The organism is Bradyrhizobium erythrophlei, assembly GCF_900129505.1.
GTDB lineage: Bacteria > Pseudomonadota > Alphaproteobacteria > Rhizobiales > Xanthobacteraceae > Bradyrhizobium > Bradyrhizobium erythrophlei_D.
In genome coordinates, this window is sequence record NZ_LT670818.1 from 5,477,573 (window position 1) to 5,491,691 (window position 14,119).

Genomic DNA, 14,119 nt, shown 5'->3' on the forward strand with positions numbered 1-14,119 from the left:
TTTTTGGCATACCAAATGCCAGAATGTCAAGTTGCCTATATTTTCAGGGCTTCCAGCCGTTACCGCGCCTTGACAAGTTCGTTTCTGGCATACCAAATGCCATGCCGAACCAATCAGCGGTCGCAAGGAGCGTTGCGGCGGACGCGGGCCCCGCGTTAGCCACACCGATTGAGAGCGCAGGTCAACGCGGTCGTGAAGCCCGCGTACGTCGCCGCGATTAAAAATAGACGTCAAGGAGGAAGCTAATGTCGAATTCCAAAGATGCGGTCCGCAAAATCCTCGATTCCGTCAAGGCGGACAAACGCACGAGCCTGACCGCGCCGGAAGGCAAGCTGGTGTGCGATGCCTACGGCATCCCGGTGCCGAAAGAGGGCGTCGCGAAATCCGCGGCCGAGGCGGCGAAGATCGCGACCGACATGGGCTTCCCGGTCGTGATGAAGATCGTCTCGCCGGACATCCTGCACAAGACCGAAGCCGGCGGCGTGATGGTGGGCGTGAAGACCGCCGCCGACGTCGAGAAGAATTATGCGACCATCCTGGCGAACGCCAGGAAATACAAGGCCGACGCCAAGATCGAAGGCGTCCAGGTCCAGCAGATGCTGGCCGGCGGCACCGAGGTTATCGTCGGCTCCATCACCGACGGCTCGTTCGGCAAGCTGGTGGCCTTCGGCCTCGGCGGCGTGCTGGTCGAGATCCTGAAGGACGTTACCTTCCGTCTCGCGCCGGCCACCAAGGACGACGCTTTGTCGATGCTCGACGGCATCCAGGCCCATGACATGCTCAAAGGCGTGCGCGGCGGCGACCCGGTCAGCCGCGATGCGCTCGCCGACATTATCGTCAAGGTATCGCAGCTCGTCAGCGACTTCCCGGAAATCGTCGAACTCGACCTCAACCCGGTATTCGCCACCAGGAAGGACGCCATCGCCGCCGACGTCCGCATCGTCGTGGACTTCGACTACAAGCCGCGCCCGGCGCCGCGTCCGACCGAGGAAATCGTCACCGCGATGAACCGCATCATGCAGCCGAAAGCGGTTGCCGTGATCGGCGCCTCGGCCGAAGACGGCAAGATCGGCAACTCCGTGATGAAGAACCTGATCAACGGCGGCTACAAGGGCGATATCTATCCGATCCACCCGAAGGCACCGGAGATCCTGGGCTACAAGGCCTACAAGAGCGTCAAGGACGTTCCCGGCGTGATCGACACCGCGGTGTTCGCGATCCCGGCCAAATTCGTCGCTGGCGCGCTGATCGAGTGCGGCGAGAAGAAGATTCCCGGCGCCGTCCTCATTCCCTCCGGCTTTGCCGAAGCCGGCGCGCCGGAATTGCAGGCCGAAATCGTCGAGATCGGCAAGAAGTACGACGTCCGCCTGATGGGGCCGAACATCTACGGCTTCTACTATACGCCCGCCAATCTCTGCGCCACGTTCTGCACCGCCTACGACGTCAAGGGCCATGCGGCGCTGTCGTCGCAGTCCGGTGGCATCGGCATGGCGATCATCGGCTTCTCGCGCTCGGCCAAGATGGGCGTCTCCGCGATCGTCGGTCTCGGCAACAAGTCCGACATCGACGAGGACGATCTGCTCGCTTTCTTCGAGCAGGACCCCAACACCAACCTGATCGCCCAGCACTGCGAAGATCTGAAGGACGGCCGCGCCTTCGCGGAAGCCGCCAAGCGGGTTTCCAAGAAGAAGCCGGTGATCGTGCTCAAGGCCGGCCGCACCTCCGCCGGTGCCAAGGCCGCGTCGTCGCACACCGGCGCGCTCGCCGGCAACGACAAGATCTACGAGGACGTGCTCAGGCAGTCCGGCGTGATCCGCGCCCGCAGTCTGCGCCAGTTGCTCGAATTCGCGCGCGGCATCCCGGTACTGCCGACGCCGAAGGGCGAGAACGTGCTGATCATCACCGGCGCGGGCGGCTCGGGCGTGCTGCTGTCCGACTCGGTGGTCGACAACGGCCTGTCGCTGATGGCGATGCCGCCGGACCTTGATGCTGCGTTCCGCAAGTTCATCCCGCCGTTCGGCGCCGCCGGCAACCCGGTCGACATCACCGGCGGCGAGCCGCCGATCACCTATGTCAACACCGTCAAGCTCGGCCTGTCGGACGAGCGGATCCATTCGCTGATCCTCGGTTACTGGCACACCATCGTCACGCCGCCGATGGTGTTCGCCCGCAACATGGTCGAGGTGAAAAAAGAGATGGAGGCCAAGGGTTTCGTCAAACCGATCGTTGCCTCGCTTGCCGGCGACGTCGAGGTCGAGGAGGCCGCCGAATATCTCTACCAGAACGGCATCCCGGCCTATGCCTATTCGACCGAACTGCCGGTCGAAGTGCTCGGCGCCAAGTACAAATGGGCGCGCGGCGCGGGGCTGCTGTAAGAGCGAGAGCATCTCTCCATAAGATTCGTCATTCCGGGGCGGCGCGTAAGCGCCGAACCCGGAATCTCGAGATTCTCCGAAGTGCAATTGCACATCGGAGTTCGATGCTTCGCATCGCCCCGGAATGACGGGCCTTAAATCACATCGCCTCGCGCACGCCCATGCCCAGCATGAATCGTTCGCGGATCTGCACGGGGTCGCGGCGGGTGGCGCCGACGCCCGGCTTGTCGTCGATGCGGACGCCGATCAGCGTCGGCTCCGAGGCCGACATCGATTGCTCGACCAGCCGCTCGAAATCCTCTTCGTCGGCCGCCCAGGCGCTGCTGGACAGGCCGCAGCCGATCGCGACCGCGACAATATCCGTGGTCGCGGCGGCCGGCGTCGGCTGCGCGCCGGTGATCTGGTAGACGCCGTTATCCATCACGATCATGGTCAGGTTCGCAGGCTTGAGCGTCGCGATCGTCGACAGGCACCCCATCTGCATCAGCAGCGAGCCGTCGCCCTCCAGCGCGAACACGCGGCGCTTCGGCTGCGCCAGCGCGACGCCGAGCGCGATCGGAAAGGCCAGCCCCATGCTGCCCAGCATGTAGAAATTCTGCGGGCGGTGGCCGGCGCCCCACAGGTCGAAATTGGTGTTGCCGATGCCGCCGATCACGGCTTCCTCGTTCTTGAGTTTTGCCACCAGCCGTGAGGTGAGATCGAACCGGTTCATCACCTTGGTGTTGCGGGCAGGGGTCGTGCATGCGCTGTTCATGGCTGATCTCACTTGTCGAACACTTTGCCGCCGGTCAACAGCGGCGACAGGATCAGCGCCACCGGCGCCTGGGTGGTGACGGCCTGCTTGATCGAGCGATCGACGATGAACTCGAACTCGTCGAGCCGGGTGCAAGTGTGATGCTCCACGGCGAGCGAGTCGAGCACCGGCCGCATGGTGCGGCAGACCAGCGCCTGGCCGTAATTGAACTCACCGAGCGTGCCGCGTTCGGAGACGAACATGATCAGCGGGATCTGATAGGGGACCGCCAGCGAGGCCAGCACATTGGCGAGTGTCGCAAAGCCCGAGGTCTGCATCAGCACCGCGCCCTTCATGCCGGCCATCCAGGCACCGGAGACGATGCCGACCGCTTCTTCCTCGCGCGCGGTGGGAAAGCAGGTGAAGAACGGGTCGGCGTGAATGCTCTTGATCAGCGTCGTGAGCACGCGGTCGGGAACGTAGGGCACCAGCCGGATGTCGTTGCGCTTGAGGGTTTGGCGCACCACCTCGTGCCAGCTTTGGGTCGAGGTTCGTTCCTCGGCAGCCGTCATCAATCACTCCCCCTGATAGGCGTTCGGCTTTCGCAGTACGTCATCGCTGACGGTCGTATCCGTAGCAGCCAGCCTTGACCTGATCAACAAAATTGTTAACAATATTGGACATTAAAGATCCGGCCCCGCGGGGCGGCCACACTGGCAAAGTCGCAACGGTGGTTGATGGAGGCGCACGTACTCAAGCAGAATGACAAGAGCGATGTGGCGGTGCGTCTGCGCGAGTTCATTGCGACTGGACGGTTCGTGCCCAACGAGCGTTTGGTCGAGGCGGATCTTGCGACGGTGCTGCAAACCAACCGCGCCAACGTTCGGATCGCGCTGGCGATGCTGGACCAGGAGGGTCTGGTCATTCGCGAGCGCAATCGTGGCGCGCGTGTCCGCCTGGTGTCCGATCGCGAAGCGATGGAAATCGCCGATGCGCGCCGTGCGCTCGAAGGCGTCGTAGCACGGCAGGCTGCTTCGTGTGCCGGCAAAGCGGATGCCGGGAATCTGCGCAAGATCGTCACCGCCATGCGGAAGGCGTACGCCGCCTCGGACTTCATCCAGGTGTCGCGGTTGAACGGGCAGCTTCATGCTGAGATTCAACGCATCGCAGGCAACAAGACGGTGGCGAGATTGCTGGAGACGTTGAAATCGCAGATCGTTCGACAGCAGTACCGCGCCATCCTGCTGCCCGGCAGGGCCAAGGCTTCAGTGCAGGAGCATGCAGCAATCGTTGCAGCGATCTGTGCGCGTGACGAGGCGGCCGCCGAAGCCGCGATGTTGCGACACATGGACGGCGTGATTGCAGCGCTGAAACAGGCGATCGCGTTGAATGCGGGAATGGTATGAGGGGCGGGGACTTCGGGAGTACGGTTCGGGACAAGATATAGACGGCATAATCATAATCAAAAGACTGTAAGGGAGAGGGATCATGGGCAAACGGCTCAGGATGTGTGCGGTAGTCGCGGCGGCGGTGTTGAGCTCGGGCGCTGCGTCGGCGCAGAGCGGATTTCCGTCAAGACCCGTGCATATTTACGTGCCTTATCCCGCCGGGGGTGCGGTGGACGTCCTGGCGCGCACGCTGGGCGATGCGGTCTCCCGGCAATGGGGGCAGGGCGTCGTCGTCGAAAACCGGCCCGGCGCGGGCGGGGTGGTCGCATCGCAGGCGCTCGCCGCGGCGGCGCCCGACGGCTACACCCTGATCGTCGTCGCCAGCGGCCACGCGACCAATCCATTCCTGTATGAAAAGCTTCCCTACGATACCCTCAAAGACTTCACACCGATTTCGCTGCTGGCATCGTCTCCGAATATCCTGCTGGTGAAAGCCGACTCTCCGTTCAAGACGCTGGCCGATCTGATCGCGCAGGCGCGCGCCAAACCCGGTAGCCTCGCCTATGGCCATGCCGGCAACGGAACCTCGACGCATCTTGCCGGCGAACTCCTGAAGAATCTCGCGAAGATCGACATCAATCCCATCCCTTACAAGGGCGGCGCGCCAGCAATCAACGATCTCCTGGGCGGGCAAATTCCGATGTCGTTCAACAATGGGCCGGAATCGGTCGGCCAGCTTGCGGCGGGCAGCGTCCGGGCGCTAGCGGTCACGACGGCGTCGCGGGCGTCGTTCCTCCCCGACGTGCCGAGCATGTCCGAGACCGTGCCGGGCTACGACACCGAAGTGTGGTGGGGCCTGCTCGGACCGACCGGCATGCCGCCCGATCTCGTTGAAAAACTCTCGCATGATTTCGTCGTGGCGTTGAACACCGACGCCGTCAAGCAGCGCCTGGGCAAGCTCGGCGCTTCCCCGATCGGCAGCTCGCCGACAGCATTCGACGCCAAGATCCGCGCCGACTACGACAAATGGGGGCCGATCATCAAGGGCGCCGGCATGAAAGCCGAATGAACCCGATGATTCCCGCCTGCCTTGCGCCGCGCGACGTCAGCCGGCCGAAAGTACCGCCGCCGCCCGGCGCCTGCGATACGCATGCCCATGTGTTCGGACCCGCGGCGCGCTTCGCGTACGCCGACGATCGCAGCTATACGCCGCCGGACGCGCCGTTGGAAAAATATCTGGATATGCTGGATGCAATCGGCTTCGCGCGCGGCGTGCTGGTGCAGGGCAGCGCGCATGGCCACGACAATTCCGCAATGCTCGATGCGTTGAAGCGGCGGCCGGACCGTTTGCGCGGCGTCGCGGTGGCCGATAGCGAGGTCTCACCGGCGGTCTTGCGCGAATGGAACAGCATTGGCGTCCGCGGCCTGCGCTTCAATCATTTCTTCCGCGACGGCCAATTGCATTATCGCGGCGGTGTGCCGCTAAAGGAGGCCGAGGCGCTCGCGCCGGTCATGGCCGAACTCGGATGGCATCTGCAGCTCTGGATCGATGTGAAGGACCTGCCGGAGACGATGCCGGAGCTGAAATCGCTCGGCTTGCCGGTGGTGATCGATCACATGGGCCGCACCGACGCCCGCGCCGGCACGGGCACCGCGGGTTTCCAGAGTCTGTTGCGCGCGGTCGGCGACGGCTGGTGCTGGGCCAAGCTGTCGGGCGCGCATCGCCTCAGCCGCAACGCGCCGGATTATCCGGATGCGCGGCCGTTTCACGAAGCGCTGCTGCGGGCCAACCCCGAACGGCTGGTGTGGGGCGGCGACTGGCCGCATCCGCGCGTCGAGGGCGAGATGCCCGACGCCGGACATCTGTTCGAATTGTTCCAGTTGTGGACGCCGGACCTGCCGACGCAGCACCGCATCCTCGTGACCAATCCCACCAACCTCTATGATTTCCCGAACTGAAAGCACGTCAAAAATGTCCGTCAACAACAAGCGCGTGTTCTACGTCAAATATCTTGCGAACCCGATCTATGCCGACATCCTGCGGGCGCGGCCCGACGTGCGGCTGGATCGGCTCGAGAATGAAAGCCCCGACGATATCGCAGCACCCATTCTCGCGGCGGCGCATGCCTATCAAATCGGGGCGGCGCGCGACGAACTGGCGCCGCACTTTCACGTTCATGCCGATTTGCTGCGCCGCGCACCGAACCTGTTGATCGTCTCGAGCAACGGCGCGGGCTTCGACCCGGTCGACGTCGAGGCCTGCACGGCGGCAGGCGTGCTGGTGGTCAACCAGTCTGGCGGCAATGCGCATTCGGTCGCCGAACACGCGCTCGGCATGATGCTGACGTTGTCAAAGCGCATCATCCAGTCCGACCGCGCGCTGCGGCGCCAGGCGAATGTCGACCGCAACGCCCTGATGGGGACGGAAGTGCAAGGCAAGACCATCGGCATCGTCGGGCTCGGTAATGTCGGCCGCCGCATCGCCGCGCTTTGCCGGGGCCTGCTCGGCATGAACGTGCTGGCCTATGATCCCTATCTGTCGGCGACCGAAATGGCGGAGCGCGGCGGCGAGAAGGTCACGCTGGACGATTTGCTGCGCCGTTCGGATTTTGTCTCGATCTCGTGTCCACTGACGAAAGAAAGCCGTGGCATGATCGGCGCGCGTGAATTCGCGAGCATGCAGCCGCACGCTTTTTTCATTACCACGGCGCGCGGTTTCATCCACGACGAGGCGGCGCTGGAGGAAGCGTTGCGGGAGAAGCGCATTGCGGGGGCCGGGCTCGACGTCTGGGCCAAGGAGCCGCCGCCGCCGGACCATCCGCTGCTGCAGTTCGACAACGTGCTGGCAAGCCCGCATACGGCCGGCGTCACAAAAGAAGCGCGCGAGAACATGGGCCGGATCGCCGCCGAGCAGATGCTGGACGCGCTCGACGGCAAGCGGGCGCCGCGCATCATCAACCCGGAGGTCTGGGGCGACTATGCGAGGCGTTTCGAGCGCACCTTCGGGTTTACGCCGGGATAACAACTGTGACGCGTGGATGGAGGCCTGCGCGCCGATTTTTGGCGGAGAAGATTTCGACCGCCAGCGGCGCGATCACGGCAATAAATCCACTGCCAAATCGCGACCAGACGACGCGCGCGTTGCTATTTTCGCACGCGTCTCGACACGTTCGCCCGGCAGGCCCATTTTTCCGGAAGCGCTACTTGCGCGGAGCATTGTTCCGCCGGCGCGGAAGGAACTGGCGATATGCGAAAACTCGGTTCATTGCTGCGCGCGACGCCATCCCGGCTTCGACGCCGGCTTGCCCAGATCGTCGCCATCGCGGCCGCGAGCCTGCCGGCCGCCGGCGCTTAAGGGCAATCCACACCCATCGCCGACGCCGTGACAGGCGTGCGCCTCACAGGCAGGATTTCGGCAGCAACATGTGGATGCCCTTGTTGCCGTCGACGAGCTGGGTCACCCGCAGATTTCCGGCAAGCGAGCACAGCATATAGGCCTGGTTGCGCGACAGGTTGGTTCGCGCACAAACATGCTTCACCATCTCCCTGACCGCCTGCTTGGCGGCGTCGTCGAGATCTTCGTCCAGACCAATCGACATCAGATGGGTTGCGCTCTCGGCAAACGGCCAATTGAGCTCCATATCCTTGCGGACGGTGAGACGGAAGGTGCCGGTGACGCCGGTTTCCAGTGCGGTAATGCACACCTCGCCGTCGCCCTGGACGGCGTGACCATCGCCCGCGAAGAACAATGCGCCTTCATTGAAGACCGGCAAGTAGAGGGTAGTGCCGGCCCGCAGCTCCTTGTTGTCCATGTTGCCGCCGAATGCGCGCGGCACCGGCGATCCGCAGCGTCCCCAACGTGGCGGCGGGGCCGTCGCGATGATGCCAAAGAAGGGATCGATCGGGATTTCCGTACCCCAAGGCATCACGCAGACGTTGCGTTGCCGATCAATGGCCGGATGGATCGTTTCGTAATCGGTGAACTCGTCGGGCAGCGTGCCGAGCAGCGGCAGGATGGATACGAAACCCCAATCCTGCCGCACCTTGACGTCGAGAATATCGATCTGCAGGGCGTCACCGACATGCGCTCCCTTCACATAGACCGGTCCGGTGATGAAGTGTGGGCCCGGCCCGGGCGGCAGCGTCTCCAGCGCCTTCATGTAATCGGCGGCAACCAGGCTGAGGTCGTCCGGCAGGGTTTCCTTTCCGCCGGCCGGGAAGCTGTGCAGGGTAACGGTGTCGCCCGAGCTGACCTCGAGGATCGGCGGCGTCGAACAATCGAGGTATCCCCATACCATAGCTTCAGGCGTGCTTGGAATTTCATGACGACGCGGCATGGCAATACTCCGGAAATTTGATCAAGCAAATCAGCTCCCAATCATGCGGGCAAGGCCGGGACCATTGCGTCGCGGTTCGGACTGCCTTGCGACGAGACCTGTTTCGAAATTCTAGAGGCCGGTTCGTATTCAGGCTATCATCTCCAGTGCGTGGGTAGGCATTGGCGCATGCCGCGCCGCCAGTGGCGCGTCGCCGGTGTGTGTCGGACGTTCGAAAGGGGCACCTGATGAGACGTTCCCAATTCACCGAAAGCGAAATTCTGCATCTGCTCTATGAAGCGAGCGCGGGCGTCTCGGTGGCGGAGATCTGCCGCACCGCGGGGGTGTCGCTGCGAACCTTCTATCGTTGGCGCCGGCGCTTTGGCGGTCTCAATGCGCCCGCGGTCATGCAGATGAAGGAACTGGCGGCGGAGAATGCGCGGCTGCGTGGATTGGTGAGCAACCTGTTCGAACGGTTGCGGGATCCCGGCGAAAAGGAGCTTTCGCAGGCCGCGCCCGCGGTCGCTTCGTCCGACGACAGGGAACGCAAGCAGAAGCAGGCGATCCGAAGTGCTGCGGAAAAATGCGGCGGCGCCCTGACGGGACGCTTCGCTTCGCTGCGGGTCAATCCCTGAAGAACACGACCGCTCAGGCAATCAGCCGCTCCATGTGAAGGAGCCGGATTTCCCGCGACGGCGAGAAGCGACGTTTCTTTGGGCGGCCATAATGTCAAAAACGACATAATGATATTTGGCATGACGCGCGATTGTTCATCGAGGCGTTTCCTGAAGCATGCAAACGGCAAATTGCAGTCACCGATTGAATTATTGTGGCAAGCCGGTGACACAATGAATTGCCTTTCGCTGCACCGAGCAATTGCTGTCGCTTCTTTCAACTTGCTGCTTGTTGAATGAGCGGACTACTCTTCCCTCCATCCGTTGCCGGGTTATCAGTGGAGGAGATAAGAATCATGACCGATCGTGTTCGCCATCGCTTCAATTCACTGACTCGCCGAAACTTCCTGACGACAACGATGTCCATCGCGGGCGGCATCGGTGCCTCGTCACTGATCAGTTCGAGCGGCGCGCGTGCGGCGGAGCTGAAGACCGTGCGTTTCAGCGAAGCCGTGCACAATCTCGGCTACATCAATCTGTATGTCGGCATGCACGCCGGCATCTTCAAGAAGAACGGGCTCGACATGCAGGTGAGTGCCGCCGGCGGCGACACCCAGACATTCGCGGCCGTGCTCGGCGGCTCGGCGGATTTCGCCATCGGCGATGCGACGATGGCGCAAATTTCGCGCGAGAATGGCGGACCCGGCGTCGTGGTGGGAACGGTCGTCCAGCGCGCGCATTATTTTGGCGTGTCGAAGACGCTGCAGCCGATCACCGATCCCAGGGGTTTCAAAGGACTGAAGATCGTCACGTCGCCCGAGCCGAACACCAATTACAGCGTCGCCAAGCGGCTGCTTGAAAAGGCCGGCCTCAAGGTCGGTGTCGATGCCACCATCGTTCCCGTCAATCCGGGCACCGAGATCGCCGCAATGTTGGCCGGCCAGGCCGACATTGCCATCGCCTATCAGCCGAGCGTGGCGGCGGCCGAAGCGCAGGGCGCCATGGTCGTGTTCGATTTCTCGAGCTACATCGGCCCGTTCTGCAACACCGGGATCATGGTGCTGCCCTCGACGATCCAGAAGGATCCGGAGATGGTGCAGGCGCTCGTGACGTCGTTCGAGGAGGCCTCGCGCAAGACCTATGCGGATCCGGCTTTCTCAAAGGAGGTCGCGCGCAAGGAATTCCCGGATCTGCCGGGCGATGTCGTCGACAAGGCGATCGATGCGGAGCTCAAGTTTCTGATTCCTGCGCAGTCGGTGGTGACCAAGGAAGATCAGTGGAAGAACCTGATGGACATGCAGATCTATCTCGGCAATGCCAAGGGCAGCATTCCCTTCGATCAGATCATCGACAATTCATTCGCCAACAAGGCGGTTGCTAGCCTCAAATGACGGGTGCCGGCGTCGTTCAGAACGCAGGGGATTCAGGGAACGTAGTCAGCGGCGCACCGGTTGCGCCGCTCGTCGTGGAGCATGTCGCCAAGAGCTATGAGGTCGGCGGCCTGATGGTGCCGGTCATCGGCGACCTCAGCCTGACCTTGCGGGAAGGCGAGATCGTCAGCATTGTCGGGCCGTCCGGCTGCGGCAAGACGACGCTGCTCAATACCCTGTGCGGGTTGCTGACGCCGGATTCCGGGCGTATCCGCTGGCATGGCCGCGAGGTGTCCGGTCAGCCGCAGAATGTCGGCTACATGCTGCAAAAGGATTTGCTGCTGCCCTGGCGGACGGCGCTCGGCAACGCCATGCTGGGGCTCGAGATTCGCGGTGTCGCCTCGGGTGAGGCCGAGGATCGCGGCCGCGCGATGCTCGACCAGCTCGGACTTCATGGCTTCGCCGACCACTATCCTTCCACGCTCTCGGGCGGCATGCGCCAGCGGGTGGCCCTGGCCCGCACCCTGGTCCACGAGCCCGACGTGTTGTTGCTCGACGAGCCCTTTGCCGCCCTGGACTTCCAGAGCAAGCTTTTGATCGAGAGTGATACGGCGGCGCTGGTCCGGCAAAGCCGGCGCTCTTTGCTGCTGATTACGCATGATATCGAGGAGGCGGTATCGCTGGCCGATCGGGTCATCGTATTGTCCAAGCGGCCGACCCGTATCAAGGCCAGCTACGACATCGAGCTGGGCGCCGAGCGCACCGACATGATCGGCCTGCGCCAGAGCCAGGAATTCAGCCAATATGTCCGGCGCATCTGGGCCGACCTTGACGTGGTCCTGCAATGACTGCGGAAGTGGATACCGGCGTGGTCCGATCAACGACTTCATCGCAACCGGCGCTGGTCCCGGCCGCGAGCCAGCGATGGAAGAGGCTGCGCCGGACGGCGCTCGTGGTGGCAACGCAGATCGCGATCCTCGCCGTATTCCTCGCCTTCTGGGAGTACATGACGTCGCAGAGCCGCGCGGCCGCCTTCATGTTCGGATCGCCTTCGGCGATCGCAGGCTTCCTGCTGCAGATGGCGCGCGACGGCAGCCTGTGGCGCGACACCTATGTGACCGGGATCGAGACCCTGCTCGGTTTCTTCGTCGGCAATTTGTTCGGCACGGTGTTCGGCCTGTCGCTGTGGTACTCGCACTTCGTGTCCCGCGTCGTCGAACCCTTCGTGATTGCGGTCGGCTCCATCCCCATTATCGCGCTGGCGCCGATCATCATCATCTGGTTCGGCACCGGCCTGATCTCGAAGGTCGCGATGTCGACCCTCTCGGTGGTCATCGTTGCCCTCGTCACGTCCTACAAGGGCGCGGTCGGCGTCGATCCGGACCAGATCAACCTCATGCGGACGCTGGGGGCGTCGAAGTTCCAGATCTTCCGCAAGCTGGTGGTGCCGGCCTCGCTGACCGATATTTTCGCCGGGCTGAAGCTCACCGTCGGCTTCGCGCTGATCGGCGCCATCGTCGGCGAGTTCATGTCGTCGTCGGAAGGGCTCGGCCACGCCATCTTCAAGGCCGGCTCTCTCTACGTGATTCCGAAAGTATTCGCGGCACTGGTTGCCACCATCGCGCTGGCGCTGATCCTGACTTTCATCGTCGGCAAGGTCGAGCGGCTGCTGATGCCGTGGCGCCGTCATCTCTGAATTCCTGAAACGGTCATGAATAACCCGGGAGCGAACATGTCCAAGCGCGTCAGCAAGGCCAACAACATCAAATACGCGCTGTCAGGGGACGATCGCTACATCGCCGCCGTCGATCCAGGCGAGACCTTCGTGGTGGAATGCGCGATCAACGTCAATGACGGCACCATCCGCCATCTCGGACAGCAGTTGACCGAGGCTGACGTCACCATGCCCTTCGTCAACGGGGCCACCGGACCGATCGAGGTCCGCGGCTCGAAAGCCGGTGACATGCTGAAGGTGGAAATCGTCAACATCGAGCTCGACAAGCTCGGCTTCACCGCGCTGTGGCCGGGCATCGGCATGTTTCCCGATTGGGTCCGGCGCAAGGAATTCGGCATCCAGACCCGGGTGGTCGAGGTCAAGGACGGCCGCGTGCACTGGAACGATCATCTCAAGCTGCCGGTAAAGCCGATGATCGGCGTGCTCGGCGTGGCGCCGGTTCATGGCGCGGTGCTGACCGTCGACAACGGTCCGCATGGCGGCAATCTGGACGTCCAGGAAATCACCACCGGCAACACCGTGATGTTCCGCGTCAACAAGGACGGCACGCATCTGTTCATGGGCGATTGCCATGCGATTCAGGGCGACGGCGAATGCAACGGGATGGGCGCGGTCGAGATCGCGACGACGCTGACCGTGAAGGTTTCGCTCGAGAAGGCGCCGCGGCGGTTGAATCATCCGCGCATCGAAACGCCGACCCATATCTGCACGCTCGGCTGCGCCCGCCCGCTCGAGGACGCTATGCGCATTGCCTTCGAGGAAATGGTGTACTGGATGGAAGACGACTGGAAGATTCCGGCGCCGGAAGGATACATGCTGCTCGGTCAGATCGCCGAAGCGCGTTGCACCCAGGTGGTCAATCCGAAGTACACCTATATATGCAAGGTCGATAAGGGCATCCTGAGCCGTTACTTCGGCTGATGCCGCGGGAAGATCGGAAAATCATGCTCGGTATTCACGAACTCTGGCTCTTCATCGTGTCCGGGCTGCTGCTCAACGTCACGCCCGGACCCGACACGGCCTACATCATCGGCCGCTCCGTACAACTGGGATGGCGCGGCGGCGCGGCCGCGGCGCTCGGCATCAGCGCCGGCTGCCTCGTTCACGTGTTCGCGGCGGCGATCGGACTGTCGGCGCTGCTGGCGGCGTCATCCGCCGCGTTCACGTTGGTGAAATGGGTTGGCGCGGCCTATCTCTGCTTCATGGGGGTGAAAATGTTGCTGTCTCGCCCGCAAGCGCGCGCGGATGATGCGGTAGCCCCGAGCGGCGCGATTTCGCTGCGTCAGGTGTTCGTGCAGGGCGCGCTGACCAACGTCCTGAACCCGAAAGTGGCGCTGTTCCTTCTCGCCTTCCTGCCGCAATTCGTGACGGCGGATTCGCCGCACAAGGCCGTTGCGTTCCTGCTGCTCGGGCTGATTTTCATTTTCAACGGCACGCTCTGGTGCCTTGGCGTCGCGGCGTTCGCCGCCAGCGCCGCCGGTCGCATCAGGCAGTCCGGTCGCGCGCTGGCCTGGATCAATCGCGCGCTGGGCGGGCTGTTCGTCTATCTCGGCGTTCGCGTCCCCATGCTCGCGCGCTGAAACGGGCA

At 63.2% G+C, this 14,119-nt stretch carries 14 protein-coding genes; 11 read left to right on the forward strand and 3 right to left on the reverse strand.

The features are described 5' to 3' along the window. Positions 1-245: 245 nt before the first annotated feature. On the forward strand, positions 246-2,375 hold the full coding sequence (locus B5525_RS25160; protein WP_079568419.1) for an acetate--CoA ligase family protein: 2,130 nt from the start codon (positions 246-248) through the stop codon (positions 2,373-2,375). A gap of 139 nt (positions 2,376-2,514) precedes the next feature. Here the strand turns inward: B5525_RS25160 and B5525_RS25165 are convergent, their stop codons facing one another. Next, positions 2,515-3,129 (reverse strand): thiamine pyrophosphate-dependent enzyme, encoded by a 615-nt coding sequence (locus tag B5525_RS25165; RefSeq protein WP_079568420.1) that lies wholly within the window; start codon positions 3,127-3,129, stop codon positions 2,515-2,517. Positions 3,130-3,137: 8 nt separating this feature from the next. Further along, positions 3,138-3,680 (reverse strand): thiamine pyrophosphate-binding protein, encoded by a 543-nt coding sequence (locus tag B5525_RS25170; RefSeq protein ID WP_079568421.1) that lies wholly within the window; start codon positions 3,678-3,680, stop codon positions 3,138-3,140. A gap of 165 nt (positions 3,681-3,845) precedes the next feature. On the opposite strand from B5525_RS25170, the gene B5525_RS25175 reads away from it, so the two are divergent. From B5525_RS25175 to B5525_RS25190, 4 genes are all read left to right on the forward strand, one after another. Next, positions 3,846-4,514, forward strand: coding sequence for a GntR family transcriptional regulator (locus B5525_RS25175; RefSeq protein ID WP_079568422.1), 669 nt, complete (start codon positions 3,846-3,848; stop codon positions 4,512-4,514). Between the two features lie 82 nt (positions 4,515-4,596). Next, entirely contained in the window at positions 4,597-5,565 is a 969-nt protein-coding gene (locus tag B5525_RS25180) for a Bug family tripartite tricarboxylate transporter substrate binding protein (protein WP_079568423.1), read from the forward strand. Next, positions 5,562-6,455, forward strand: a complete 894-nt coding sequence (locus tag B5525_RS25185) for an amidohydrolase family protein (protein WP_244567572.1) — start codon at positions 5,562-5,564, stop codon at positions 6,453-6,455. Before B5525_RS25180 ends, B5525_RS25185 begins: the two co-directional genes overlap by 4 nt. Positions 6,456-6,468: 13 nt before the next feature. Next, complete coding sequence (locus tag B5525_RS25190; protein WP_079568424.1) at positions 6,469-7,518, forward strand: hydroxyacid dehydrogenase; 1,050 nt, start codon at positions 6,469-6,471, stop codon at positions 7,516-7,518. A gap of 376 nt (positions 7,519-7,894) precedes the next feature. Here B5525_RS25190 and B5525_RS25200 read toward each other — a convergent pair whose 3' ends face one another. Next, complete coding sequence (locus B5525_RS25200; RefSeq protein WP_079568426.1) at positions 7,895-8,833, reverse strand: acetamidase/formamidase family protein; 939 nt, start codon at positions 8,831-8,833, stop codon at positions 7,895-7,897. 227 nt (positions 8,834-9,060) lie between these two features. On the opposite strand from B5525_RS25200, the gene B5525_RS25205 reads away from it, so the two are divergent. From B5525_RS25205 to B5525_RS25230, 6 genes are all read left to right on the forward strand, one after another. Then, positions 9,061-9,447: a transposase gene (locus B5525_RS25205; protein WP_079568427.1), complete on the forward strand. Its 387-nt coding sequence runs from the start codon at positions 9,061-9,063 to the stop codon at positions 9,445-9,447. 335 nt (positions 9,448-9,782) lie between these two features. Then, complete coding sequence (locus B5525_RS25210; protein ID WP_079568428.1) at positions 9,783-10,817, forward strand: ABC transporter substrate-binding protein; 1,035 nt, start codon at positions 9,783-9,785, stop codon at positions 10,815-10,817. After that, the gene (locus B5525_RS25215; protein WP_079568429.1) at positions 10,814-11,644 is read left to right on the forward strand and encodes an ABC transporter ATP-binding protein; all 831 of its coding nucleotides are present in this window, start codon (positions 10,814-10,816) and stop codon (positions 11,642-11,644) included. Before B5525_RS25210 ends, B5525_RS25215 begins: the two co-directional genes overlap by 4 nt. Next, positions 11,641-12,492 carry an ABC transporter permease gene (locus B5525_RS25220; RefSeq protein WP_079568430.1) on the forward strand — a complete coding sequence of 284 codons (852 nt, stop codon included), beginning with the start codon at positions 11,641-11,643 and terminating at the stop codon, positions 12,490-12,492. The genes B5525_RS25215 and B5525_RS25220 overlap by 4 nt, the downstream gene beginning before the upstream one ends. 36 nt (positions 12,493-12,528) lie before the next feature. Next, the gene (locus B5525_RS25225) at positions 12,529-13,452 is read left to right on the forward strand and encodes an acetamidase/formamidase family protein (RefSeq protein WP_079568431.1); all 924 of its coding nucleotides are present in this window, start codon (positions 12,529-12,531) and stop codon (positions 13,450-13,452) included. Between the two features lie 23 nt (positions 13,453-13,475). Next, positions 13,476-14,111: a LysE family translocator gene (locus B5525_RS25230; RefSeq protein ID WP_079573761.1), complete on the forward strand. Its 636-nt coding sequence runs from the start codon at positions 13,476-13,478 to the stop codon at positions 14,109-14,111. The last annotated feature ends 8 nt before the right edge of the window (positions 14,112-14,119 follow it).

Excerpts from the sequence above, each read along its gene's own strand:
- B5525_RS25190 (WP_079568424.1), top strand. The coding sequence starts at position 6,469 with ATGTCCGTCAACAACAAGCGCGTGTTCTACGTCAAATATCTTGCGAAC.
- B5525_RS25215 (WP_079568429.1), top strand. The coding sequence starts at position 10,814 with ATGACGGGTGCCGGCGTCGTTCAGAACGCAGGGGATTCAGGGAACGTA.
- B5525_RS25185 (WP_244567572.1), top strand. The coding sequence starts at position 5,562 with ATGAACCCGATGATTCCCGCCTGCCTTGCGCCGCGCGACGTCAGCCGG.
- B5525_RS25210 (WP_079568428.1), top strand. The coding sequence starts at position 9,783 with ATGACCGATCGTGTTCGCCATCGCTTCAATTCACTGACTCGCCGAAAC.
- B5525_RS25175 (WP_079568422.1), top strand. The coding sequence starts at position 3,846 with ATGGAGGCGCACGTACTCAAGCAGAATGACAAGAGCGATGTGGCGGTG.
- B5525_RS25205 (WP_079568427.1), top strand. The coding sequence starts at position 9,061 with ATGAGACGTTCCCAATTCACCGAAAGCGAAATTCTGCATCTGCTCTAT.
- B5525_RS25200 (WP_079568426.1), bottom strand. The coding sequence starts at position 8,833 with ATGCCGCGTCGTCATGAAATTCCAAGCACGCCTGAAGCTATGGTATGG.
- B5525_RS25230 (WP_079573761.1), top strand. The coding sequence starts at position 13,476 with ATGCTCGGTATTCACGAACTCTGGCTCTTCATCGTGTCCGGGCTGCTG.
- B5525_RS25220 (WP_079568430.1), top strand. The coding sequence starts at position 11,641 with ATGACTGCGGAAGTGGATACCGGCGTGGTCCGATCAACGACTTCATCG.
- B5525_RS25165 (WP_079568420.1), bottom strand. The coding sequence starts at position 3,129 with ATGAACAGCGCATGCACGACCCCTGCCCGCAACACCAAGGTGATGAAC.
- B5525_RS25160 (WP_079568419.1), top strand. The coding sequence starts at position 246 with ATGTCGAATTCCAAAGATGCGGTCCGCAAAATCCTCGATTCCGTCAAG.
- B5525_RS25225 (WP_079568431.1), top strand. The coding sequence starts at position 12,529 with ATGTCCAAGCGCGTCAGCAAGGCCAACAACATCAAATACGCGCTGTCA.
- B5525_RS25180 (WP_079568423.1), top strand. The coding sequence starts at position 4,597 with ATGGGCAAACGGCTCAGGATGTGTGCGGTAGTCGCGGCGGCGGTGTTG.
- B5525_RS25170 (WP_079568421.1), bottom strand. The coding sequence starts at position 3,680 with ATGACGGCTGCCGAGGAACGAACCTCGACCCAAAGCTGGCACGAGGTG.